Here is a 21,258-nt window from a genome sequence, read left to right as displayed (position 1 = left end):
CAAGACGGCGTAGGGCACGGACGCAGCCAACTTTAGCACGGCGCGCCGGCCGCGCCGCTTCAGTGGGTCAGGCCGCGCACCGACTCGATGCGATGCACGTGCTCGTGGCGGAAACGGATGCGTTGGCCGTGGCTGGCCTTGTCGTCGCCGGCGCAGCGGATCAGTTCGGTCGTGTACGTCGTGGTGCCGTTGATCGGCGCGTTGTAGATCACGCGCGCCCGGATGACCGGGCCGTCGGCCAGTTGCAGATGCACGACGTCGCCGACGTGGATGGGAGTGTCGTCCAGCTTGGTTTGCGTGGGACGGCGGATCAGGTGGTTGGTGTCAAACAGTTGGTTCATGTTTTTCCTCTTTCGAGTTCTAGTTATGGAATGTGCGCAAGGCCGCAAGAGCGGCCTTGCCTGGTACGGCGAACATGCATGCGCGGCATGCGTGGCGCCGGGAGCATGGGGCGGCGGATCGCAAGGACCCGGAGAGGCCGGCGGGGACCGGCTGTATCCCGATGCTCGAAGTGCGTGCCGTGGGCAGGCCAATGGCGTTGCCGGATGACACACACAGCGTTGGACACCAAGGGTGGTGCCAGGGTTCCCTGCGTTCAGGGCAGGGCAGCGATGGGTTTGTAGCAAGCCGTAAGGCGTAAAGCGCGGGCTTGCGGTTTCGGGTCGGCCACGCCAGGCGTGTTCTGATATGAGGGGGCCGACGGCTTGCCTGTGGGCACATGACCGGATCGGCCATGTTGCTGCCATATGATGATATATGGCGTTATGGGTAAGCATGAATAACCAAGCATTCTAGTGCATGGAATTTTGTTTGTCAAGAACCTGTCGCAGGCGCCTGTCACAGATCGCTTCGATGGCAACAAAGTGCCTGCTCCAGGGGAGTTTTCCGGATGCCAGCCCGATAATGCCGGCAATGCGTAGTGGCGCCGCATGGGTGCTGGAAGGGAGGTTTATGCGGTTTGGATGGGGATTGCCGGCGCTGGCCGTCGTGCTTGCGCTGGCCGGATGCGTGAATCGCGAGCCAGAGGAGCGCGCGGCCTTCATCGCGTATCTGGAACAAGTGGCCGCGCCGCAGGCGGGCGTCGTGGCCGCGCCGCCCGACCCGCCCACGCGCAAGGCCCTGGGCGACTACGAGGCGCAGTACGAGCCGATGGAAGCGGCGCACGCCGCCGTGCGCGAAGCGTTGGCGGCGCAGCAGGCGGCGCTGCAGGCGCTGCGGCTGCATTCGGTCGACGAGATCGTCGCACGCCAGGACGGCTGGGACAGGCTGGCCGAGCGCCTGGCGGCCGCGCGCACCGGGCTCGAACAGGCGCGCGCCGCCGCCGACGCCGCGCGCGCCGGGATGGAGCAGCCTCCCGACCTGCGCAACGCCTACGCGCGCGCCTATGAACACAGCGTCACGGCGCCGGCACAGGCCTTGGCGCGGATATCCGGCCTGCTCGAACCCGCCGTGGAGGATGCGCGGCGCGTGGCCGGGTTCGTTGCGCGCCATCGCGATCAGGTCGATACCGATGGTCCGCTGACCCAGGTGCGCGATCCCTCGGTGCGCAGCGAGCTCAATGTACTGCTGCAGGCGCTCAATGGCCGCTCCGACCAGGTTTCGCAGGCGCAGGCCTTGCTCAATGGCCTGGCGGGACCGGCTCGCCAGGCGCCCTGAGTACAATAGCGCCTCGTGCGGCCAGGCCGCTTCCGGGATGGAACATGAGCCAATCGAGTCTTTTCAACAGCAGGGCGTTCGTCGGGCTGCTCATCGTGGTGACGATCGCCTTCGCCTGGTTGCTGTGGCCTTTCTACGGCGCCGTGTTCTGGGGCGCCATCCTGGCCATCATCTTCGCGCCGGTCCACCGCCGCATCGCCGTGCGCCTGGCGCCGCGGCGCAATCTGGCCGCCTTGCTCACGCTGTTGATGGTCCTGCTGGTGGTCATCATCCCGCTGATCTTCATCACCGGTTCGCTGGTCCAGGAAGGCGCCAATCTGTATCAGCGGCTCAAGAGCGGCAACCTGAATTTCGGCGCCTACCTGCAGCAGGCCATCGATGCCCTGCCGCCCACGGTGCACGACGTGCTGGCGCGCTTCGACCTCGCCGACCTGGGCAGCATCCAGGAAAAACTGACGGCCGGCATGATGCAGGCCAGCCAGTTCATCGCCACCCAGGCGTTCAACATCGGGCAGGATACCTTCCAGTTCCTGATCGGCTTCGGCGTCATGCTGTACCTGCTGTTCTTCCTGTTGCGCGATGGTTCGCAGCTGTCACGCCGGCTGCGCCGCGCGGTCCCGCTGGACGAGCATCACAAGCAGCACCTGTTTCGCAAGTTCACCACGGTGATCCGCGCCACGGTCAAGGGCAATATCGCCGTGGCGGCCGCGCAGGGCGCGCTGGGTGGCGTGATGTTCTCGGTGCTGGGCATACAGGGCGCGCTGCTGTGGGGCGTGATCATGGCCTTTCTGTCCTTGTTGCCGGCTATCGGCGCCGGCCTGATCTGGGCGCCGGTGGCGGTGTATTTCCTGCTGACGGGCGCGATCTGGCAGGGCGTGGTGTTGATCCTGTTCGGCGTGCTGGTGATCGGCATGGTCGACAACGTCCTGCGTCCCTTGCTGGTCGGCAAGGACACCAAGCTGCCCGATTACGTCGTGCTGATCTCGACGCTGGGCGGCATGGCGCTGTTCGGCCTGAACGGCTTCGTGATCGGGCCGCTGATCGCGGCGCTGTTCGTGGCTTGCTGGGACCTGTTCTCGCCGCCCGACGACACGGCCGGAGATGGCGCCGCGCGGCCCTAGCTGTGAACTGTCAATAGGTTGTATTCGTCCAGGTTGAGTCTGGAGATGGGTACAGCGCGCCCGATGCCTTGGTGGGGTCGCTGCCAGTTGTAGTGGTGTAGCCAGGATTTCATGGCATCGGCTCGGTGTTGGGAGTTCTGGTAGGTGTGAGCGTAAGCCCACTCACGCAAGGCCGACTGGATGAAGCGTTCGGCCTTGCCATTGGTCTGTGGGCGGTAAGGTCGGGTAAAGCGGTGCTTGATGCCCAGCTCATGGCACAGCGCGGCGAAGGCGCGGCTGCGAAAGGCCGAGCCATTGTCGGTGAGCAAGCGCTGGATGGTCACGCCCAGGCGCTGGTAGTAGGCCACTGCGTCCTTGAGGAACTGGACGGCGCTGGGGAAGCGCTCGTCGGGGTGGATGTCGGTGAAGGCCACGCGGGCGTGGTCATCGATGGCCACGAAGACGAAGTCCCAGCCGGCCCCCTCAACGGTATCGCGTCGGTTGCCCGTGACCCGGTGGCCAGGGCGCTGGATACGTCCCAGCTTCTTGATGTCGATGTGCAGCAGATCGCCGGGGGCCTGATGCTCGTAGCGCACCACCGGCTCGGCCGGCTCCAGGTCGGCCAGGTGCGACAGACCGGCGCGGGCCAGGACGCGGCTGACGGTGCTGGCTGACACGCCCAGCGCCTGGGCGATGCGTGCTTGCGTCAGACGGTTGCGGCGCAACTGATTGATACGGACAACGTTGTCCGTATCAATCACTTGCGCCGAAACCGTCTGACGCAAGCACGCATCGCCCAGGCGCTGGGCGTGTCAGCCAGCACCGTCAGCCGCGTCCTGGCCCGCGCCGGTCTGTCGCACCTGGCCGACCTGGAGCCGGCCGAGCCGGTGGTGCGCTACGAGCATCAGGCCCCCGGCGATCTGCTGCACATCGACATCAAGAAGCTGGGACGTATCCAGCGCCCTGGCCACCGGGTCACGGGCAACCGACGCGATACCGTTGAGGGGGCCGGCTGGGACTTCGTCTTCGTGGCCATCGATGACCACGCCCGCGTGGCCTTCACCGACATCCACCCCGACGAGCGCTTCCCCAGCGCCGTCCAGTTCCTCAAGGACGCAGTGGCCTACTACCAGCGCCTGGGCGTGACCATCCAGCGCTTGCTCACCGACAATGGCTCGGCCTTTCGCAGCCGCGCCTTCGCCGCGCTGTGCCATGAGCTGGGCATCAAGCACCGCTTTACCCGACCTTACCGCCCACAGACCAATGGCAAGGCCGAACGCTTCATCCAGTCGGCCTTGCGTGAGTGGGCTTACGCTCACACCTACCAGAACTCCCAACACCGAGCCGATGCCATGAAATCCTGGCTACACCACTACAACTGGCATCGACCCCACCAAGGCATCGGGCGCGCTGTACCCATCTCCAGACTCAACCTGGACGAATACAACCTATTGACAGTTCACACCTAGTCGGTATCGGCCGCCACCGCCTTGCGGTCGACCGGCCGTTCGAAGTACCACTGGGCCGCGTTGTGTACGTGGCGCGCCGCCAGCAGGCTGGCGAGGTCGGCATCGCCGGCGGTGACGGCCTGCAGGATGCCCGCGTGTTCGTCCAGGATGTCGGCCGCCCGTGTCACGCTGTTGCGGGCGAACAGCAGGGCGGTGCGGTCGCGCAGCGAGCGCATCAGGTCCTGCAGCACGGCGTTGGTGCTCACGCCGCCCAGCAGTTCGTGGAACTGCCGATTCTGCTCCACCAGGGCGGCGGTGTCGCCGTGTTCGCAGGCGTGCGCGCCGTCGCGGATGGCGCGGTCCATGTCGACCACTTGCTGGGGGTTGCGGGGCTGCGCGGCCAGGCGGGCGTTCAGGGCTTCGAGGGTGGCGCGCACTTCGACGATGTCGCGCGCATGCTCGGGCGACAGGCTGGCCACCGAGGCGCCGCGGCGGGGTTCGATGCGCACCAGGCCGGCGGCGGCCAGGGCGCGCAGCGCCTCGCGCACCGGAATGCGCGAAACGCCCATTTCCTCGGCCAGGTCGCCCTCGACCAGGCGTTCGCCCTGGGCATAGGCGCCACTCAGGATGCGTTTGCGCAGGGTTTCCTGCACCAGGGCGAACAGCGGCGAATGTTGGCTGCCTAGGGTCATCGTCGTGATCCGCGCGGAGCGCGGATTATCCAAGCCTGCGATGGTCGGTAGCCAAACCGTATACCGTATTCAATGAAAACGCAACAAGGGAAATCCTGATTGTCGAACCTTGCGCGGTCATCTCTGGTTTTTATGGAAGTTCGTTGATTTTAATGAATAAAATTTCGTATTAGCTTGCTTGATTCATTGTGTCTAAATTCGGAATTTAAGAATATAGTATACGTTAGTGGTGGTTCGCTCCGGCGCCGTTCGCGTGCCGGCCTTGTTGCACAACAAGCGCAAATCAGGGGGTAGTCATGGGCCAGCAAGTTGTCATTACTGCGGCGCATTGGATGTATCTGCTGGGCGTGGTCGTCATCGTGATCACGATGATCTTTCGCGCCAACGTCGTCGTTCCATCCCTGCTGGGTACGTTGCTGGTCGGCATCGCCTTCGGCGGCAGCATCGTCAGCGGCGTGACGGCCGTGTTCAACGCCAGCTTCATGGCGGCCAAGGAGCTTTTCAACATATTCCTGGTCATCGCATTCATGACCGCCCTGCTCAACGCGCTCAAGACGCTGGGCTCGGACGTGCGCATGGTGCAGCCCTTCCGGGCCGTCATGACCAACGGCCATATCGCATTCGTCGTGCTGGCGCTGGCCACCTATCTCATCTCGCTGTTCTTCTGGCCCACGCCGGCCGTGCCCCTGGTGGCCGCCATCCTGCTGCCCGTGGCCATCGCCGCCGGCCTGCCGCCGCTGGGCGCGGCCTGTGCCATCGCCATCGCCGGGCAGGGCATGGCTCTGTCGTCCGACTATGTCATCGGCGTCGCGCCCGGCATCAGCGCCAAAGCCGCCGGCGTGGCCACCGCCCTGGTTGCCGAACGCACGCTGATCCTGTCGCTGGTGACCGGCATCGTCGCGCTGGTGCTGGCCTACGTCGGCATGCGCCGGCAGATCCAGGCCCCCAGCGAAGCGCTGCTCGACGCCTGGCAGCGGCGCGCGGTGGTCGTGCCCGAGTCGGTCGAGGAGTCGGGCACCATGGACAAGGGCGAACTGGCCGCCGCCGTCGATTACGACAGCGGCTCGGTGCCGCTGGGCAAGCAGGGCTGGTCGCGCCTGTTCGCCATCGTCACCCCGGTGGTCTTCCTGCTGGTGGTGCTGGTCATGGTGGCGCCGCGGCTGTTTCCCTCGCTGCCGGCGCTGCGCGGCGGCGAAGCGGCGGCCCTGGTGGGCGGCGCCGCGGCGCTGCTGATGGTGGCCGCCACCGCCGTCGGCGTGCCTGGACGCGATTTCCTCAACACGGCCGCCGACCACGTCACCGACGGCTTTGTCTTCGCGTTCAAGGCCATGGGCTCGGTGCTGCCCATCGCCGGCTTCTTCTTCCTCGGCGCGCCCGACCAGGCCGCCGGCATCCTCGGCGTCGAGCCGGGCCATGCGCCCAACCTGCTGTTCGACCTGCTGCAGGCCGCGCAGGGCTGGATTCCCAATAGCCACCTGGTCGTCGCCTTCGGCGTGCTCATCGTCGGGGTCATCACCGGTATCGACGGCTCGGGCTTTTCCGGCCTGCCGCTGACCGGCGCCTTGTCCGGCGCGCTGGGCGCGACCGTCGGCGTGGACGCCGCCACCCTGGCCGCGGTGGGCCAGATGGGAGCGATCTGGACCGGCGGGGGCACCCTGGTGGCCTGGTCCTCGCTGATCGCGGTGGCGGGCTTTGCCCGCGTGCCGGTGCTGGAGCTGGTGCGCAAGCTGTTCGGGCCGGTGGTGCTGGGCCTGATTGTCTCCACCGTGGCGGCGGTGATGTTCATGACCTGAGGCCGCGGCGGCGCCGGGCCGGGCAGGCCGGCGCCGCCGGATGAGGCAGGCGGGGCGCGACGGCATACACTGTCGGTCGATCCTGTCTTTCGCGATCCTCTGCGATCCGCCTTATTGTGACCAACACGTCTTTTTCCTCCCTGCCTCTTCTGCCCGCCTTGCTCGACAACCTGCAAGGCCTGGGCTTCGAACAGATGACGCCGATCCAGGCGCAAAGCCTGCCGCTCATCCTGGAAGGCCGCGACCTGATCGCGCAAGCCAAGACCGGCAGCGGCAAGACCGCCGCATTCGGCCTGGGCGTGCTGCAGAACCTGGACGTCAACCGCCTGGCGCCGCAGGCGCTGGTGCTCTGTCCCACCCGCGAACTGGCCGACCAGGTGGCCCAGGAGCTGCGCCGGCTGGCCCGCCTGATTCCCAACGTCAAGGTGCTGACGCTGTGCGGCGGCGCCGCCGCGCGTCCTCAGGCCGAGTCGCTGGCGCGCGGCACGCATCTGGTGGTGGGCACGCCCGGCCGCATCCAGGACCACCTGGCGCGCGGCAGCCTGGACTTGTCCACGCTGAACACGCTGGTGCTGGACGAGGCCGACCGCATGGTGGACATGGGGTTCTATGACGACATCGCCGCCATTGCCTCGCATTGCCCGGCCAGGCGGCAGACCCTGCTGTTCTCGGCCACCTACCCCGACAACATCCGCAAGCTGAGCGCCCGCTTCCTGCGCAATCCGGCCGAAATCAAGGTAGAGGCCCAGCACGACGCCAGCCGCATCGAGCAGCTCTTCTTCGAGATCGACGAAGGCCAGAGGCTGGATGCCGTGGCGACGCTGCTGGCCCACTTCCGCCCGGCGTCCACGCTGGCGTTCTGCAACACCAAGATCCGCAGCCACGACCTGGTCGAACGCCTGCGCGCCCAGGGCATCAGCGCCCAGGCGCTCAACGGCGACCTGGAGCAGCGCGAGCGCGATGAAATCCTGATCCAGTTCGCCAACCAGAGCTGCGCCGTGCTGGTCGCCACCGACGTGGCCGCCCGCGGGCTGGACATCCAGAACCTGGGCGCGGTCATCAACGTGGACGTGACCAAGGACACCGAGGTCCACGTGCACCGCATCGGCCGCAGCGGCCGCGGCGACCAGAAAGGGCTGGCGCTGAGCCTGTGCTCGCCCGAGGAAATGCGCTGGGCCAACCTCATCGAGCAATACCAGGGCGCCCCGCTGAAATGGGCCGACCTCGGCTCGCTGCGGCCCAAGTCCGACCGCCCCTTGCGCGCGCCCATGATCACCCTGTGCATCCAGGGCGGCAAGAAGGACAAGCTGCGTCCCGGCGACCTGCTGGGCGCGCTGACCGGCGACGGCGGGCTGGCGTTCGAGCAGGTCGGCAAGATCAACATCACCGAATTCAACGCCTATGTGGCGCTGGACCGCCAGGTCGCCAAGCAGGCCTTCGCGCGCCTGTCCAACAGCAATATCAAGGGACGGCGGTTCCGCATGCGCTTCCTGGAAGAGTTCTGAGCGCGGCGGGCCGAGGCGCGCGAGCGCGGCGCTAGAATGGACGGATCCATGCGCCGGCCGCGAGCGGCGCGCAGCGCATGGACGAGCCGGCCAGGGAGACGATCCATGCGAATCAGACTGAACAGCATCTTTGTCGACGACCAGGACAAGGCGCTGCGTTTCTATACCGACGTGCTGGGGTTCACCAAGAAGCACGACATCCCGGCCGGCGCGGCGCGCTGGATCACCGTGGTGTCGCCGGAAGGGCCCGACGACCTGGAGCTGGTGCTGGAGCCGAACGGGCATCCCGCCGCGAGCGCCTACCAGGCTGCCCTGCGCCAGGACGGGATACCGGTCACCGCGTTCGAAAGCGCGGATATCCACGCCGAGGCGCGGCGGCTCAAGGACCGGGGCGTGGCGTTCACGATCGACCCCACGCCGGCCGGCCCGGCCACGATCGCCATCTTTTCCGACACCTGCGGCAACCTGATACAGCTGTACCAGGTCGAGCGCTGAGCAGCGCCGGCTCAGGCGATGCGGCGCGTCTCGTCCGCCGCGGCCAGCCTGGCGCTGGCCTCGTCCACCGACAGCACGTCGCCGAAGAACAGCATCCAGCCATGCAGGGCGTTTTCGTGCTCGGCGGGCGTGACCGCCGCCAGGGCATCGTCGACCATGATGGTGCGGAAGTCGCGCATCATCGCGTCGCGGGCGGTCGATTCGCAGCAGACATTGGTGACCGTGCCGGCGATCAGCAGCGTGTCGATGCCGCGGCCGCGCAGCAGCGGCTCCAGCTCCGACGAGCCGGGGGCCATGGCGCTGTAGAAGCGCTTGGTCACGCGTACGTCTTCGGCGCGGGCGTCCATGTCGGGGTGCAGCGCGTAGCCCTCGCTGTCGCGCTTGAGCGTCTCCAGCCGGCGCTTGCTGCGTTCGGGCGTCAGCATCACGCCATGGTGGTGCGACCAGAACGAGTCGGCATGGTCGGAGGCGGTCTGCACCCAGACCACGCTGCCGCCGGCGGCGCGCACCGCGGCGCACAGCCGGTTGATGGGCTGCACGATGGCGCGCGCGGCCGCGCATTCGCCCTGGTAGCCGGGCAGGGTGAAGTAGCGCTGCATGTCGATGACGACGGCGGCGGTGCGGGGGCCGGGCAGGCTATCGTAGGGATGCAGGCAGCCCTGGCGCGCCTGTACGCGGTCGACGACCCATTGGGGAAATTCCATGGTGTGGGTGCTCCTCAGGCGTAGCGGCGCGCAACGGCCGCTTCCAGGCGATAGATCACCAGGTACATCACGCTGGAAATCAGCGCCAAGAGGGTGATGGCGGTCATGACGATGTTCAGCTTGAAGATCTGGCTGCCGTTCATGATCAGGAAGCCCAGGCCGAGGTCGGCGGACTGGAATTCGCCCACGATCACGCCCACCAGGGCCAGCCCGATGTTCATCTTCACGGCGGCGATCAGCGTGGGCACGCTGCCGGGCAGGATGACCTTGGTGAGCACCTGCCAGCGCGAGGCGCCGAAGGTGTACGCCAGTTTCATCTTGTTCGGATCCACGCCGCGAAAGCCCGCGTAGACGACCATGATGGTGACGAACACGGCGATCGCCACCGCCATGCCGTAGACCGCGTAGTCGGATCCCAGCCACAGGTAGAAGATCGGCACGAAGGCGATCTTGGGCATGGCGTTGGCCACGACCAGGAAGGGATCGATCACCTTGTAGAGAAAGTCCGGCCACCACAGCGCCGCCGCCACGGCCACGCCGATCAGCATGCTCAGCCCGAAGCCGACCAGCGTGGCCATGACCGTGGCGGCGATGTGGCGCGGCAGGTTGCCGTGGTTCCACAGTTCGAAGAACGTGGGCCACAGCGCGCTGGGATAGCTGGTCAGCAGCGGATTGAGGACGTGCATGCGCGGCAGGATTTCCCATGCGCACAGGAACAGGACCAGCAGCATCAGCTGGGCCAGGCGCACATGGTGCTTGCGGCGCCGGTCGCGGCGCAGGTATTCCTGGTATTTCTCGCTGGGCGCGTGCGCGGGGCGCAGGGCGAGCGTGTTGGCGGCAGGCGCGGTCATGGTTACCCCTCCACGTGTACGTCGAGCTCTTCCCACAGCTGCTCGAAGTAAGTGTTGAACTCCGGGCGCGAGCGGGCCTGGAACGGCGTCGGGCGCGGCTCGGCGAAGTTGATGCGGTACTGGCTCTTGAGGCGGCCCGGGCGGCGCGACAGCACGATGACGCGGTCGGTCATGGCGATGGCTTCGCCGATGTCGTGCGTCACCAGCACCACGGTCTTGCGTTCGCGGCGCAGGATGTCCACCACCTCGTCCGAGATCGCCAGGCGCGTCTGCGAGTCCAGCGCCGAGAACGGCTCGTCGAGCAGGATGACGTCGGGCTCGGTCACCAGCGTGCGCGCCAGCGCGGCGCGCTGGCGCATGCCGCCCGACAGCTGGCGCGGCGTGTGCTCCAGGAACGCGCCCAGCCCGCATTTCTCCAGCAGGTGCACGGCGCGCGCCTCGCTGCGGGCGTCGCGCCGGCCCTGGATCTCGGCGCCCAGCATGACGTTGTCCAGGATGGTGCGCCACTCGAAGAGATAGTCCTGCTGCAGCATGTAGCCGATGCGCGGCGAGGGCCGCGTGACCGGCGTTCCGTCGACCAGCACGGCGCCCGAGGTCGGCGGGATCAGCCCGGCGATCAGTGACAGCAGCGTGCTCTTGCCGCAGCCGCTCTGGCCTATCAGGCTGACGAATTCGCCTGGCGCGAGCGAGAACGACACCTTGGACAGGGCCTCGGTCTCGCCCTCGGGCGTGAAGTAGCTCAGGCTGACCTCGCGCAGTTCGATCTTGGCCGCGGCCGGCGCCGGCATCAGGTTGTGCACGACCGCGCTCATGGCTTGGCCTGCCTGGCGAACTCGGGCATCGCCACGTCTTCGTACTTGACGCGCGCCGCGTCCTTCATCACCTCGCTGGCGATCAGCATGTCCTGCAACTGGTTCATGGCTTCGGGCGTCACCAGCGGCGTGGTCTTCCAGATCTGGTATTGCTTGTAGCGCTCGATGGCATCGATGATGCCCTGCTGCTCCAGGCCCGGGAAGAAGCTGGCGATCTCCGGCGCCAGCGTGGCCGCCGGCGTGTCCTGCACGTATTTCTCGGCGCGCGCCACCACGTTGGTCCAGGCCTGGATCACCTTGGGGTTGTCGCGGATGTACTTGTCGGTGGAGGTGAACACGGTGTAGTCGACCTGGCCGACTTCGTGCCCGACCGAGGCCACGATGTGGCCCTTGCCGTTGCGCACCAGCTCGCCCGCCTCGGGCTCAAGGAAGATGCCGTACTCGCCCTGGCCGGCCATCCAGGCGCCGGCGCGCGCCGGAATGCCGATCTGGTTCAGCAGCTTGACGTCCTTCTGCGGATCGATGCCGTGCTTGCGCAGCACGGTCTCCAGGAAGACCAGCGGGTTGGACCCTTGCCGGAAGCCGATGATTTCTTTGCCCTTGACCATCGACCAGTCGAATTTGTCGATGGGCTTGCGCGACAGCAGGAAAAAGCCGTCGGTGGCGGTCAGGCCGGCGAATATCTTGGGCTTGACCGGCGATTCGCTGTTCTGCACGTAGATCGACGCTTCCGGGCCGATCAGCACGATGTCGGCGCTGCCCGAGAGCAGGGCGGTCATGCCCTTGTCGGTGCCCTGCGACGTCTTCATCGAGACGTCCAGCCCGGCGTCCTTGAAATAGCCCTGCGAGAGGGCCACGTACTTGGGCACGTACAGGATGGAGCGCACCACTTCTTCGTAGCGGACTTTGACCGGCGGATTCAGCGGCTGGGCGGCGGCCAGGCCGGACCCGAGCAGGCCGGCCAGCATGCCGGCGGCAAGCAGCCGGCGCGCGAAAGGCGAGGATGGGGATTTCACGGGCACTTCCTCCTGCGTTCTGACAGCCATGCCCGGAGTCGGCACATGGCCATACGGGGTAGAGGGATGAAACAGGAAGGCCTGGGACCGCTACTGAAGTAGGCCTGACTACATTTTGGATACTATATTCAAAAATGGCGGGCCCACAAGTGTTTTGGGATTAGCGTTTTCCTCTATGGAAACAGTCTACGTCTCTCGATGGAGGGACGGAGCGGTATTTCTTACTGTATACAGTTCTGATTCAGCGCAGCACTTCCCGCAAGAACGCGCCGATGTCGGCGACTTCTTCCAGGCAGACCGAATGCGGCATGGGGTAGGTGTGCCAGCGCACGTCGTAGCCCAACGCCTGCAGGTGCGCGCGCGAGGCGTCGGCGCGCTCGGGCGCGACGACCGGGTCGTACAGGCCATGGGCCAGGAAGATGGGCGTGGCCGCGTTGGCGGGATGGCGCTCGGCGGCGGCGCTGTCGAGCAGTGGCAAATAGCCGGACAGGCCCATCATGCCCGCCAGTTGCTGGTCCAGCCGCAGCCCCGTGTGCAGCGTCATGGCGCAGCCTTGCGAAAAGCCGGCCAGCACGATCTTCGAGGCGGGAATGCCGCGCTCGTTCTCGCGCGCGATCAGGGTGCGCACCGCGGCCTCCGAGGCGCGGATGCCCGCGGCGTCCTCGCGGCGCACCAGGTCCGTCACCAGGATGTCGTACCACGAGCGCATCGCCATGCCGCCGTTGATGGTGACCGGCTGCACGGGGGCGTTGGGGAACACGAAGCGCACGGCCAGGCCATCGAGCCGCAGCTCGGGCACGATGGGCACGAAATCGTTGCCGTCGGCGCCCAGGCCATGCAGCCAGATCACGGCATGGGTGGGGTTGGGCGCGGTTTCGAGTTCGATGCAGTCCAGGAGATCGGTTTGGGCGGTCATGGGTCGGGGCGGCTCAGGCCGAAAGGTTCTTGAGGGCCTGGAACAGGGCCCGGTACTGTTTGCGCTGCGGTTCCTGGCCCTGCGACAGGGCGGCGTTGGCGGCGGCTTCCTTGCGGGCGGCGCAGATCAGCGCGCGCAGGTGCTGGATGTCGGCGTCGGGGTTGCGCTGCAGCACGGCGGTCAGGGCGTCGTCGTCCGTGAGCAGCCGCTCGCGCAGCGCTTCCAGGCGGTGCATGGCGGCGGTTTCCTCGCGCGAGCCATTGCGCCAGGTATCGAGCTGGGCGCGGATGGCCTCGGCCGGCGCGCTGCGCATCAGCTTGCCCACGAAGTGGATCTGGCGCCGGCGGCCTGCGCGGCCGGTGGTGCGCTGGGCTTCGCGGATCGCCTCGTACAGCCGTTCTTCGAGCGGCAGCTGGCGCAGCCGTTCGGGCGAGAGCTCGACCAGCTCCTTGCCGAGGTCCAGCAGCGCGTGCATTTCGCGCTTGACCTGGGATTTGTTGGGGCGGTCGTATTCGGAATCGTCGAAATTTTCTTCGCCGACGGGTTCTTGGGAATGGGAACTCATGGGAAACTGCGTAGAGACGGACTTGGCTATGATAACCGTCTCAGCAAACTGGACAGCAATGGTCAATTCTTCAAACTCCTTGCCGATCGCGGCGAACCACGCGCGATTCTCCGAACTGGTCGAGCAGGTGCTCGCCTATGCCCGCCAAGCCGGCGCCAGCGACGCCGCGGCCGAAGTCTCCGAAAGCCTGGGGCTGTCGGTTTCCGTGCGCAAGAACGATATCGAGACGGTCGAGCAGACGCGCGACCGCTCGCTCGACCTGACCGTCTACGCCGGCCAGAGCCGCGGCTCGGCCTCGACCTCGGACTTCTCCGAGCAGGCCCTGCGCGAAACGGTCGAGGCCGCCTGGCACATCGCCCGCCATACCGCGGCCGATCCGGCCGCCGGCCTGCCCGACGCCGACCTGCTGGCCACCGAGTTCCCGGACCTGGGCCTGCACTATCCGTGGCCGGTCACCACCGAAGAGGCGGCCGAGCTGGCGCTGCGCGCCGAGCGCGCGGCCCGCGACGTCGATGCGCGCATCACCAATACCGACGGCGCGTCGGTGGCCTCGTACGAAGGCCAGTTCGTCATGGGCAACACCCGCGGCTTCCTGGGCGGCTACCCCTATTCGCGCCACAGCCTGTCGGTGGCGCCGATCGCCGGGCGCGGCAACAACATGCAGCGCGACTACTGGTACACCTCCGACCGCAACCCCAACCGGCTGGCCGCGCCCGAAGTGGTCGGCCGCTATGCGGCCGAGCGCACGCTGTCGCGCCTGTCGGCGCGCCGCCTGCGCACCGGCAAGTTCCCGGTGCTGTTCGAGGCTCCGCTGGCGCTGGGCCTGCTGGGCGCCTTCACCCAGGCCGCCAACGGCGGCGCGCTGTACCGCAAGGCCACCTTCCTGGTCGATGCGCTGGGCAAGCCGATCTTCGCCGACCACATCGACGTGTCCGAGAACCCGCACATCCCGGGCGCCATGGGCAGTTCGCCGTTCGACGACGAGGGCGTGCGCACGCGCGCGCGCAGCGTGGTCAGCGCCGGCGTGCTCGAAGGCTATTTCCTGTCGTCCTATACGGCGCGCAAGCTGGGCATGGCCACCACGGGCAACGCCGGCGGCTCGCACAACCTCACGCTGTCCTCGCGCCTGACGCGGCCCGGCGACGACTTCGAGGCCATGCTGCGCAAGCTGGGCACCGGCCTGCTGGTCACCGAGCTGATCGGCCAGGGGGTGAACTACGTGTCGGGCGACTACTCGCGCGGCGCGTTCGGCTATTGGGTCGAGAACGGCAAGATCCAGCATGCCGTGCAGGAGATCACGATCGCCGGCAACCTGGTCGACATGTTCCGCCATATCGTCGCCGTGGGGTCCGACGCGATCTCGCGCGGCACCAAGACCACGGGGTCCATCCTGATCGAGCAAATGTCGGTGGCGGGCACCTGATCGTCCTCCAGCCGGCGCCGGCAGGGTGCCTGTCCCCGTGGGGACAGGCACTGTCTCGTTCATGGCGTATGACGGGGAGCCTGTCCCGGCCGGGACAGGCCCCCTCGCCATGCGGGGACAGGCGCCCCGTCATGCGCACGCGGGCTCCTGTCGTTCCCGCGCCATTCACGGCGCGCCCGCCCGGCGGAGAGACGGATTTTTGCGGTGCAGCATCGGCGCGGCCTCGGCGGCGCAAGGCCGGCATCTTGATAAAACCCCATCAACAGGACGTATGACAACGTGTAATATCCGGCGGGTATTGCTTATTTCTCAAAATCCGTAGCATCAGGAGGAGCCTGAAGATGCAACGTCGTTCATTTCTCAAGCACGCCGGTCTCGGCGCGGTCGCAGGCAGCGCCGCGGTCGCCGCGCCGGTCTTCGCGCAGGACGCGCCCACGCTCAACTGGCGCATGGCGTCCAGCTTCCCGCGCAGCCTGGACACCCTGTTCGGCACGGGCGAAATCTTCGTCAAGTTCGTGTCCGAGGCCACCGGCGGCAAGTTCAATATCCGCCAGTTCCCCGGCGGCGAAATCGTCCCGGCCCTGCAGGTGATGGACGCGGTGTCGAACAACACCATCGAATGCGGCCACACCGTCTCGTACTACTACTACGGCAAGGATCCGGCCTACTGCTTCGACTCGGCCGTGCCGTTCGGCCTGAACGCGCGCCAGATGAATGCCTGGATGTTCGACGGCGACGGCATGAAGCTGACCCGCGAAATGTTCAAGCCGCTGAAGATCGTCAACTTCCCGATGGGCAATACCGGCGTGCAGATGGGCGGCTGGTATCGCAAGGAAATCAAGTCGCCGGAAGATCTCAAGGGCCTGAAGATGCGCACCGCCGGCTTTGCCGGCGAGGTGCTCTCGCGCATGGGCGTGGTGCCGCAGCAGCTGGCCGGCGGCGACGTGTATCCGTCGCTGGAGAAGGGCACGCTGGACGCGGTCGAGTTCGTCGGCCCGTAGTTCGTCGGCCCGTACGACGACGAGAAGCTGGGCTTCAACAAGGTCGCCAAGTACTACTACTACCCGGGCTGGTGGGAAGGCGGTCCGCAGGTGTCGCTGTATCTGAACGAAGGCGCCTGGGAAGGCCTGCCCAAGAGCTACCAGGCCATCGTCGAGGCCGCCAGCCGCGTCGCCCACGTGGCCATGACCTCGCGCTACGACGCGCTCAACCCGCCCGCGCTGCGCAAGCTGATCGCCGGCGGCGCCGAGCTGCGCGCGTTCCCGCGTTCGGTCATGGACGCGTCCTATGAGGCCGCCCTGACCGTGTACAAGGAGTTCTCGGACAAGGACCCGAAGTTCAAGGCCATCTACGAGAACTACATGGGCTTTCGCGACAGCGTGGTGCCCTGGTTCCGTCTCGCCGAAGGGTCGTACGACCAATATCTCGGCGTGGCGATGGCCGGCAGGAAGTAAGCCGGCCGCCGTTTCGGTCCGGCCAGGGGCCGCCCTTCGGGGCGGCCCCTGCTGTTTGGGCGCAACGCCTGCGGCGCGCTTGCCCACTATTTGAGCAGCTGTGCTAGAATGGCCGACTTTCCCTTTGTTTGACTTTTTGCACGGGCGGGTAATAACGCTTAGGCGGGAAGGGCATGCGGCAGGGCCTTGGAGGGTTTGCGGGTATTTCCCGGCAAACATTTCCGGCATCTGGCGATTTGGGAAAAAACTTTGCCGGATGTCCTGGCAAAGCAAATATTTTTATCTAGGAACCATCATGAAGACCTTTGTGGCCAAGCCGCATGAAGTCAAGCGTGACTGGTTTGTGATCGACGCCAAGGGCAAGGTCCTCGGTCGTGTGGCCAGCGAAGTCGCACACCGTCTGCGTGGCAAGCACAAACCCGAATTCACGCCGCACGTTGATACCGGCGATTACATCGTCATCATCAACGCTGCCGATATCGTTGTCACGGGCAACAAGGCGCAAGACAAGAAGTACTTCCGCCACACCACCTACCCCGGTGGCATCCGTGAAACGAACTTCGAGAAAATGCAGCAGCGTTTTCCCGGCCGCGCTATCCAGAAGGCTGTCAAGGGCATGCTGCCCAAGGGGCCGCTGGGCTACGCCATGATCAAGAAACTCAAGGTGTACGCCGGTGCCGAGCACCCGCACACTGCTCAGCAGCCCAAGCCGCTGGAATTCTAAGGAAACGCCATGATCGGTAACTGGAACTACGGAACCGGCCGTCGCAAAACCTCGGTGGCTCGTGTTTTCATCAAGAAGGGTTCGGGCAAGATCGTCGTCAACGGCAAGCCTGTCGACGAGTTCTTCGCTCGCGAAACCGGCCGCATGATCGTGCACCAGCCGCTCGAACTGACCGGCCATCTCGAGTCGTTCGACATCAAGGTCAACGTGCACGGTGGCGGTGAAACCGGCCAGGCCGGCGCGGTGCGTCACGGCATCACGCGCGCCCTGATCGACTACGACGCGGCGCTCAAGCCCGCGCTGTCGCAAGCTGGTTTCGTCACGCGAGACGCGCGAGAAGTCGAACGCAAGAAAGTCGGCTTCCGCAAGGCACGTCGGCGCAAGCAGTTCAGCAAGCGCTAATGTCCCGCAAAAAGGCCGCGAAAGCGGCCTTTTTGCTTATGGCGCCCCGGTTTCGGGCGTCTTGCAGTGCGGCGCGGAACTCCGCGCCGGTCGTCCGGTCGGAAACGGGGTGGCGGCGCGTACCCATTGCGCGGCCTGTCTCCGTTTTTTGAGCGATACAATCGTTCTACGTTTTACGGAACCTCACCATGGCCCAAGCATCGAATTCGCGCATCAAGGTTGGCATCGTCGGCGGCACCGGGTATACCGGCGTCGAGCTGCTGCGCCTGCTGTCGCAGCATCCCCACGTGGAGTTGACCGCCATCACGTCCCGCAAGGAAGACGGATTGCCGGTGGCCGACATGTATCCCAACCTGCGCGGCCGCGTGAAGCTGGCCTTCTCGGCGCCCGAGAAAGCCTCGCTGACCGATTGCGACGTGGTGTTCTTCGCGACCCCGCATGGCGTGGCCATGGCGCAGGCGGCCGAACTGCTGGCCGCCGGCACCCGCGTCATCGACCTTGCCGCCGATTTCCGCCTGCAGGACACGGCCGTGTTCGAGCGCTGGTACAAGATTCCGCATACCTGCCCCGACATCCTGGCCGACTCCGTCTATGGCCTGGTCGAGCTCAACCGCGAGGCCATCTCCAAGGCGCGGGTGATCGGCAACCCGGGCTGCTATCCCACCACGGTGCTGCTGGGCCTGGCTCCGCTGATCGAGGGCGGCAAGCAACTGGTCGACGTCCAGACCCTGATCGCCGACTGCAAGTCGGGCGTGTCGGGCGCCGGCCGCAAGGCCGAGGTGGGCTCGCTGTTCTCCGAGGCGAGCGACAACTTCAAGGCCTATGGCGTGGCCGGCCACCGCCATCAGCCGGAAATCGTCGCCCAGCTCGAGAAGCTGGCCGGCGGCAAGGTGGGGCTGACGTTCGTGCCGCACCTGGTGCCCATGATCCGCGGCATGTTCTCCACGCTGTACGCCCGCATCCTGCCGCAGGCTCGCGACACCGATTTCCAGGCGCTGTTCGAGGCCCGCTATGCCGACGAGCCGTTCGTCGATGTCATGCCGGCCGGCAGCCTGCCGGAAACCCGTTCGGTGCGCGCCTCCAACAACCTGCGCATCTCGGTGCAACGGCCGGGCGGCGGCGACCAGCTGGTCATCCTCGTGGTCCAGGACAACCTGGTCAAGGGCGCGTCCGGCCAGGCCGTGCAGAACATGAACCTCATGTTCGGCCTGCCCGAATCCGCCGGCCTGGACCAGGTCGCCATCCTGCCGTAACACCCAGGCCGGGCCGCGAGGCCCGGCCGTGCAGTCATGCCTGACGATTCCGCCTCCGTCCAGCCCCGCGCACCCGTTGCGCGGCCGCAGGGCCGCGCCCGGGCCTGGCTGGCCCTGGCGGCGGGCCTGGTGGTGGGCGCGGTGGCCGGTTGGCGCTACGGCCTGGCGCACCAGGGCCCGGATGACGCCGTCGTGCTGACCCGCCAGCAAGTGGCCGCGCAGGAAGCCGCCATGCAGCAGCGGGAAGCCGAGGCGCGCTTCCTGCGCGCCCAGCTCGATACGGCCGATGGCGAGATTGCCGTCGAGCGGGCGGCCCGCACCGAGTTCGAGACCCAGTTGCAAAGCGCCCAGTCGGAAGTGGGGCGGGTGCGCGACCAGCTGGCTTTCTACGAGCAATTGCTGCCGCCCGGGCCGGCCGGCTCGGTCGATATCCGCGGCGTGGCCTTTGAGCGTGAAGGCCAGGGCCTGCGCTACAAGGTGCTGCTGATGCGCAGCGGACGCGGCGAAACGCCGTTTTCCGGCGCGTTGCGGTTCCAGGCCACCGGCACGCTCAAGGGCGAGACGGTCACGCGCGACCTGGAGCCGCTGACGGTCAAGGCGGAAGGCGGAGGCGCCACCGTGCCCGAAGCCGGTGCCAGCCTGCTGGCCTTGCAGTTCGACCAATACCAGCGCAGCCAGGGCCTGCTTGATCTGCCCGATGGCTTTGTCCCCGAAACCGTGACGGTCAGTGTGCTGGAAGACACGACCGTTCGTGCGACGCGCACCGTGAAACTGGAATTTTGAGTCCTGTCGCGGCTGCGCTATAGTGATCTTATCCGGGCGGTATCGCTCCGCCCACTGGAATTCGGCCGCGATGGCCAGGAGTCAACCATGAATGCTGTTACCGAAACCGTCGATCTGCAGGCTCCGCCGCCCGTGCCGCTGGTCTTCACCGACTCGGCGGCCGCCAAGGTCAAGGATCTGTTGGCCGAAGAGGGCAACCCCGAACTGAAGCTGCGCGTGTTCGTGCAAGGCGGCGGCTGTTCCGGCTTCCAGTACGGCTTCACGTTCGATGAAGTGGTCAACGACGACGACACCGTGCTCGACAAGGCAGGCGTGCAGCTGCTGGTCGACCCGATGAGCTTCCAGTACCTGGTCGGCGCCGAGATCGACTACAAGGAAGACCTCGAAGGCGCGCAGTTCGTCATTCGCAATCCCAACGCGTCCACCACCTGCGGCTGCGGTTCGTCGTTCTCGGTGTAAGCGGCGCGCGGCCCGGTCCGCGATCGAGGCCCTTCGGCATGCGCCGGAGGGCCTTTTCGTTTGGGCGCTTCAGGCAGGATAGAGCGCGCCCAGCACGCGCGCGGCGCGCGCGCCGGTGACCGTGGGCAGGCCGGCAGGAATGCGGTCCAGGCAGGCCTGGGCCAGCCAGGCGAAGGCCAGCGCCTCGACCCACTGTGCCGGCACGCCGGCATCGTCGGTGGGGCGTACCGGGCGCTGCAGGCAATAGGCCAGCTCGCGCATCAGGCCCGGATTGCGGGCTCCGCCGCCGCAGACCAGCACATCGCGCGGCGCGGCCGCGCTGGCGTCGATGGCATTGGCGACCGTGCGCGCCGTCAGGCGCTGCAGCGTGGCCTGCACGTCCTGCGGTTGCGGCGCCGGGCCATCGAATGCCTGCAGCCGTGCCAGCAGCCAATCCAGGTTGAACAGGTCGCGTCCGGTCGATTTGGGCGGCGCCAGGGCGAACCACGGCTCGCTGGCGATCAGGTGTTCGAGCAGGTCGGCCAGCACCTGGCCTTGCGCGGCGAACCGGCCGTCGGCGTCGTAAGGCTGGCCGGTGTGGCGCTGGCACCATGCGTCCAGCAGGACGTTGGCCGGCCCGGTGTCGAAGCCGCGCGGCGGCCGGCCGGGTTCGAGCAGCGTGACATTGGCGATGCCGCCCAGGTTGAGCACGGCGCGCGCCTGGCCGCCGGCAAACAACGCGGCATGGAAAGGCGGCACCAGCGGCGCGCCCTGGCCGCCGGCGGCCACGTCGCGGCTGCGGAAATCGGCCACCACGTCGATGCCGGCCAGCTCGGCCAGCAGGGCCGGCGCGTTCAGTTGCAGGGTATAGCCCAGGTCGGGGCGGTGCCTGACGGTCTGGCCGTGGGCGCCGATCGCCGCCACGTCGCCGGGTTGCAGTCCGGCCTGGTCCAGCAACTGGCGCACGGCCCGGGCATACAGGCGCGCCAGGCCGTTGGCGGCCAGCGCGGCGCGCTCCAGCTCGTTGGCGCCGGCATGGTTGAGCGCGAACAGCTCGTTGCGCAGGGCGGCGGGCATGGGCAGGCTGGCGCTGGCCAGCACCTCGGGTCGCGGCCCGTCCAGCCGTACCAGCACGCCGTCGGCGCCGTCCATGCTGGTGCCGGACATCAGGCCGATGAACAAACGGCCCGGCACATGGGTGCGCGGGCCGTGCGTCGTGCTGTCCATG

General features: G+C 66.9%; 21 protein-coding genes and 2 pseudogenes. 13 read left to right on the top strand and 10 right to left on the bottom strand.

Annotation, left to right across the window (positions count from 1 at the left end; all coding sequences use genetic code 11):
* Positions 1 to 59 precede the first annotated feature (59 nt).
* Entirely contained in the window at positions 60 to 341 is a 282-nt protein-coding gene (locus tag BN118_RS14850) for a hypothetical protein (protein WP_003813010.1), read from the bottom strand.
* 511 nt (positions 342 to 852) lie between these two features.
* On the opposite strand from BN118_RS14850, the gene BN118_RS14845 reads away from it, so the two are divergent.
* A complete protein-coding gene (locus tag BN118_RS14845) occupies positions 853 to 1,656 on the top strand; it encodes a DUF3053 domain-containing protein (RefSeq protein WP_003813008.1) in 804 nt (267 codons plus the stop codon).
* Between the two features lie 44 nt (positions 1,657 to 1,700).
* Positions 1,701 to 2,777: an AI-2E family transporter gene (locus BN118_RS14840; protein ID WP_003813006.1), complete on the top strand. Its 1,077-nt coding sequence runs from the start codon at positions 1,701 to 1,703 to the stop codon at positions 2,775 to 2,777.
* Here the strand turns inward: BN118_RS14840 and BN118_RS14835 are convergent.
* Positions 2,774 to 3,565 (bottom strand): annotated as a pseudogene (locus BN118_RS14835) (IS481 family transposase); the annotation flags it as partial. The gene BN118_RS14840 and the pseudogene BN118_RS14835 overlap by 4 nt on opposite strands.
* Between BN118_RS14835 and BN118_RS14830 the strand changes: the two are divergent.
* Entirely contained in the window at positions 3,458 to 4,225 is a 768-nt protein-coding gene (locus BN118_RS14830) for an IS481 family transposase (protein WP_414734097.1), read from the top strand. The pseudogene BN118_RS14835 and the gene BN118_RS14830 overlap by 108 nt on opposite strands.
* Here the strand turns inward: BN118_RS14830 and BN118_RS14825 are convergent.
* The gene (locus BN118_RS14825) at positions 4,222 to 4,896 is read right to left on the bottom strand and encodes a GntR family transcriptional regulator (protein ID WP_010931230.1); all 675 of its coding nucleotides are present in this window, start codon (positions 4,894 to 4,896) and stop codon (positions 4,222 to 4,224) included. The two genes, BN118_RS14830 and BN118_RS14825, sit on opposite strands and share 4 nt — an antisense overlap.
* Positions 4,897 to 5,192: 296 nt before the next feature.
* On the opposite strand from BN118_RS14825, the gene BN118_RS14820 reads away from it, so the two are divergent.
* The 3 genes from BN118_RS14820 to BN118_RS14810 all read left to right on the top strand — a co-directional run bounded on the left by BN118_RS14820 (position 5,193) and on the right by BN118_RS14810 (position 8,689).
* Entirely contained in the window at positions 5,193 to 6,689 is a 1,497-nt protein-coding gene (locus BN118_RS14820; RefSeq protein WP_010931229.1) for a membrane protein, read from the top strand.
* Positions 6,690 to 6,805: 116 nt separating this feature from the next.
* Positions 6,806 to 8,194, top strand: a complete 1,389-nt coding sequence (gene dbpA, locus BN118_RS14815; protein WP_003820592.1) for an ATP-dependent RNA helicase DbpA — start codon at positions 6,806 to 6,808, stop codon at positions 8,192 to 8,194.
* Between the two features lie 105 nt (positions 8,195 to 8,299).
* Complete coding sequence (locus tag BN118_RS14810) at positions 8,300 to 8,689, top strand: VOC family protein (RefSeq protein WP_003820593.1); 390 nt, start codon at positions 8,300 to 8,302, stop codon at positions 8,687 to 8,689.
* An 11-nt stretch (positions 8,690 to 8,700) separates the two neighbouring features.
* On the opposite strand, the gene BN118_RS14805 is transcribed toward BN118_RS14810, so the two are convergent.
* From BN118_RS14805 to yjgA, 6 genes are all read right to left on the bottom strand, one after another.
* Complete coding sequence (locus tag BN118_RS14805) at positions 8,701 to 9,393, bottom strand: cysteine hydrolase family protein (RefSeq protein ID WP_003820594.1); 693 nt, start codon at positions 9,391 to 9,393, stop codon at positions 8,701 to 8,703.
* A gap of 14 nt (positions 9,394 to 9,407) precedes the next feature.
* The gene (locus tag BN118_RS14800; RefSeq protein WP_014905984.1) at positions 9,408 to 10,244 is read right to left on the bottom strand and encodes an ABC transporter permease; all 837 of its coding nucleotides are present in this window, start codon (positions 10,242 to 10,244) and stop codon (positions 9,408 to 9,410) included.
* A gap of 2 nt (positions 10,245 to 10,246) precedes the next feature.
* Complete coding sequence (locus BN118_RS14795) at positions 10,247 to 11,056, bottom strand: ABC transporter ATP-binding protein (RefSeq protein WP_003814902.1); 810 nt, start codon at positions 11,054 to 11,056, stop codon at positions 10,247 to 10,249.
* Positions 11,053 to 12,102 (bottom strand): ABC transporter substrate-binding protein, encoded by a 1,050-nt coding sequence (locus BN118_RS14790; RefSeq protein ID WP_014905983.1) that lies wholly within the window; start codon positions 12,100 to 12,102, stop codon positions 11,053 to 11,055. Before BN118_RS14790 ends, BN118_RS14795 begins: the two co-directional genes overlap by 4 nt.
* Positions 12,103 to 12,313: 211 nt before the next feature.
* On the bottom strand, positions 12,314 to 12,988 hold the full coding sequence (locus tag BN118_RS14785) for an alpha/beta hydrolase (RefSeq protein WP_010931226.1): 675 nt from the start codon (positions 12,986 to 12,988) through the stop codon (positions 12,314 to 12,316).
* A gap of 13 nt (positions 12,989 to 13,001) precedes the next feature.
* Positions 13,002 to 13,553 carry a ribosome biogenesis factor YjgA gene (yjgA, locus tag BN118_RS14780; protein ID WP_041166206.1) on the bottom strand — a complete coding sequence of 184 codons (552 nt, stop codon included), beginning with the start codon at positions 13,551 to 13,553 and terminating at the stop codon, positions 13,002 to 13,004.
* Positions 13,554 to 13,611: 58 nt separating this feature from the next.
* Between yjgA and pmbA the strand changes: the two genes are divergently transcribed.
* The 7 genes and pseudogenes from pmbA (at position 13,612) to erpA (ending at position 20,051) form a co-directional block, all read left to right on the top strand.
* Positions 13,612 to 14,976, top strand: coding sequence for a metalloprotease PmbA (gene pmbA / locus BN118_RS14775; RefSeq protein WP_004567741.1), 1,365 nt, complete (start codon positions 13,612 to 13,614; stop codon positions 14,974 to 14,976).
* 341 nt (positions 14,977 to 15,317) lie between these two features.
* Positions 15,318 to 16,430, top strand: a pseudogene (locus BN118_RS14770) (TRAP transporter substrate-binding protein).
* 295 nt (positions 16,431 to 16,725) lie between these two features.
* Entirely contained in the window at positions 16,726 to 17,154 is a 429-nt protein-coding gene (gene rplM, locus BN118_RS14765; protein WP_010927106.1) for a 50S ribosomal protein L13, read from the top strand.
* 9 nt (positions 17,155 to 17,163) lie between these two features.
* Positions 17,164 to 17,556 carry a 30S ribosomal protein S9 gene (gene rpsI / locus BN118_RS14760; RefSeq protein WP_010931224.1) on the top strand — a complete coding sequence of 131 codons (393 nt, stop codon included), beginning with the start codon at positions 17,164 to 17,166 and terminating at the stop codon, positions 17,554 to 17,556.
* A 188-nt stretch (positions 17,557 to 17,744) separates the two neighbouring features.
* Complete coding sequence (gene argC / locus BN118_RS14755) at positions 17,745 to 18,809, top strand: N-acetyl-gamma-glutamyl-phosphate reductase (protein ID WP_003820599.1); 1,065 nt, start codon at positions 17,745 to 17,747, stop codon at positions 18,807 to 18,809.
* A 36-nt stretch (positions 18,810 to 18,845) separates the two neighbouring features.
* A complete protein-coding gene (locus BN118_RS14750; RefSeq protein WP_014905981.1) occupies positions 18,846 to 19,592 on the top strand; it encodes a DUF6776 family protein in 747 nt (248 codons plus the stop codon).
* Between the two features lie 87 nt (positions 19,593 to 19,679).
* A complete protein-coding gene (gene erpA, locus BN118_RS14745) occupies positions 19,680 to 20,051 on the top strand; it encodes an iron-sulfur cluster insertion protein ErpA (RefSeq protein WP_003814883.1) in 372 nt (123 codons plus the stop codon).
* 69 nt (positions 20,052 to 20,120) lie between these two features.
* Here the strand turns inward: erpA and BN118_RS14740 are convergent, their stop codons facing one another.
* On the bottom strand, positions 20,121 to 21,257 hold the full coding sequence (locus BN118_RS14740; protein ID WP_014905980.1) for an anhydro-N-acetylmuramic acid kinase: 1,137 nt from the start codon (positions 21,255 to 21,257) through the stop codon (positions 20,121 to 20,123).
* Position 21,258 lies beyond the last annotated feature (1 nt).

It is taken from the genome of Bordetella pertussis 18323 (assembly GCF_000306945.1).
Classification (GTDB): Bacteria; Pseudomonadota; Gammaproteobacteria; order Burkholderiales; family Burkholderiaceae_B; genus Bordetella; species Bordetella pertussis.
Note: the sequence above shows the minus strand (reverse complement) of the source record. Positions and strands in the feature narration are given on the sequence as shown.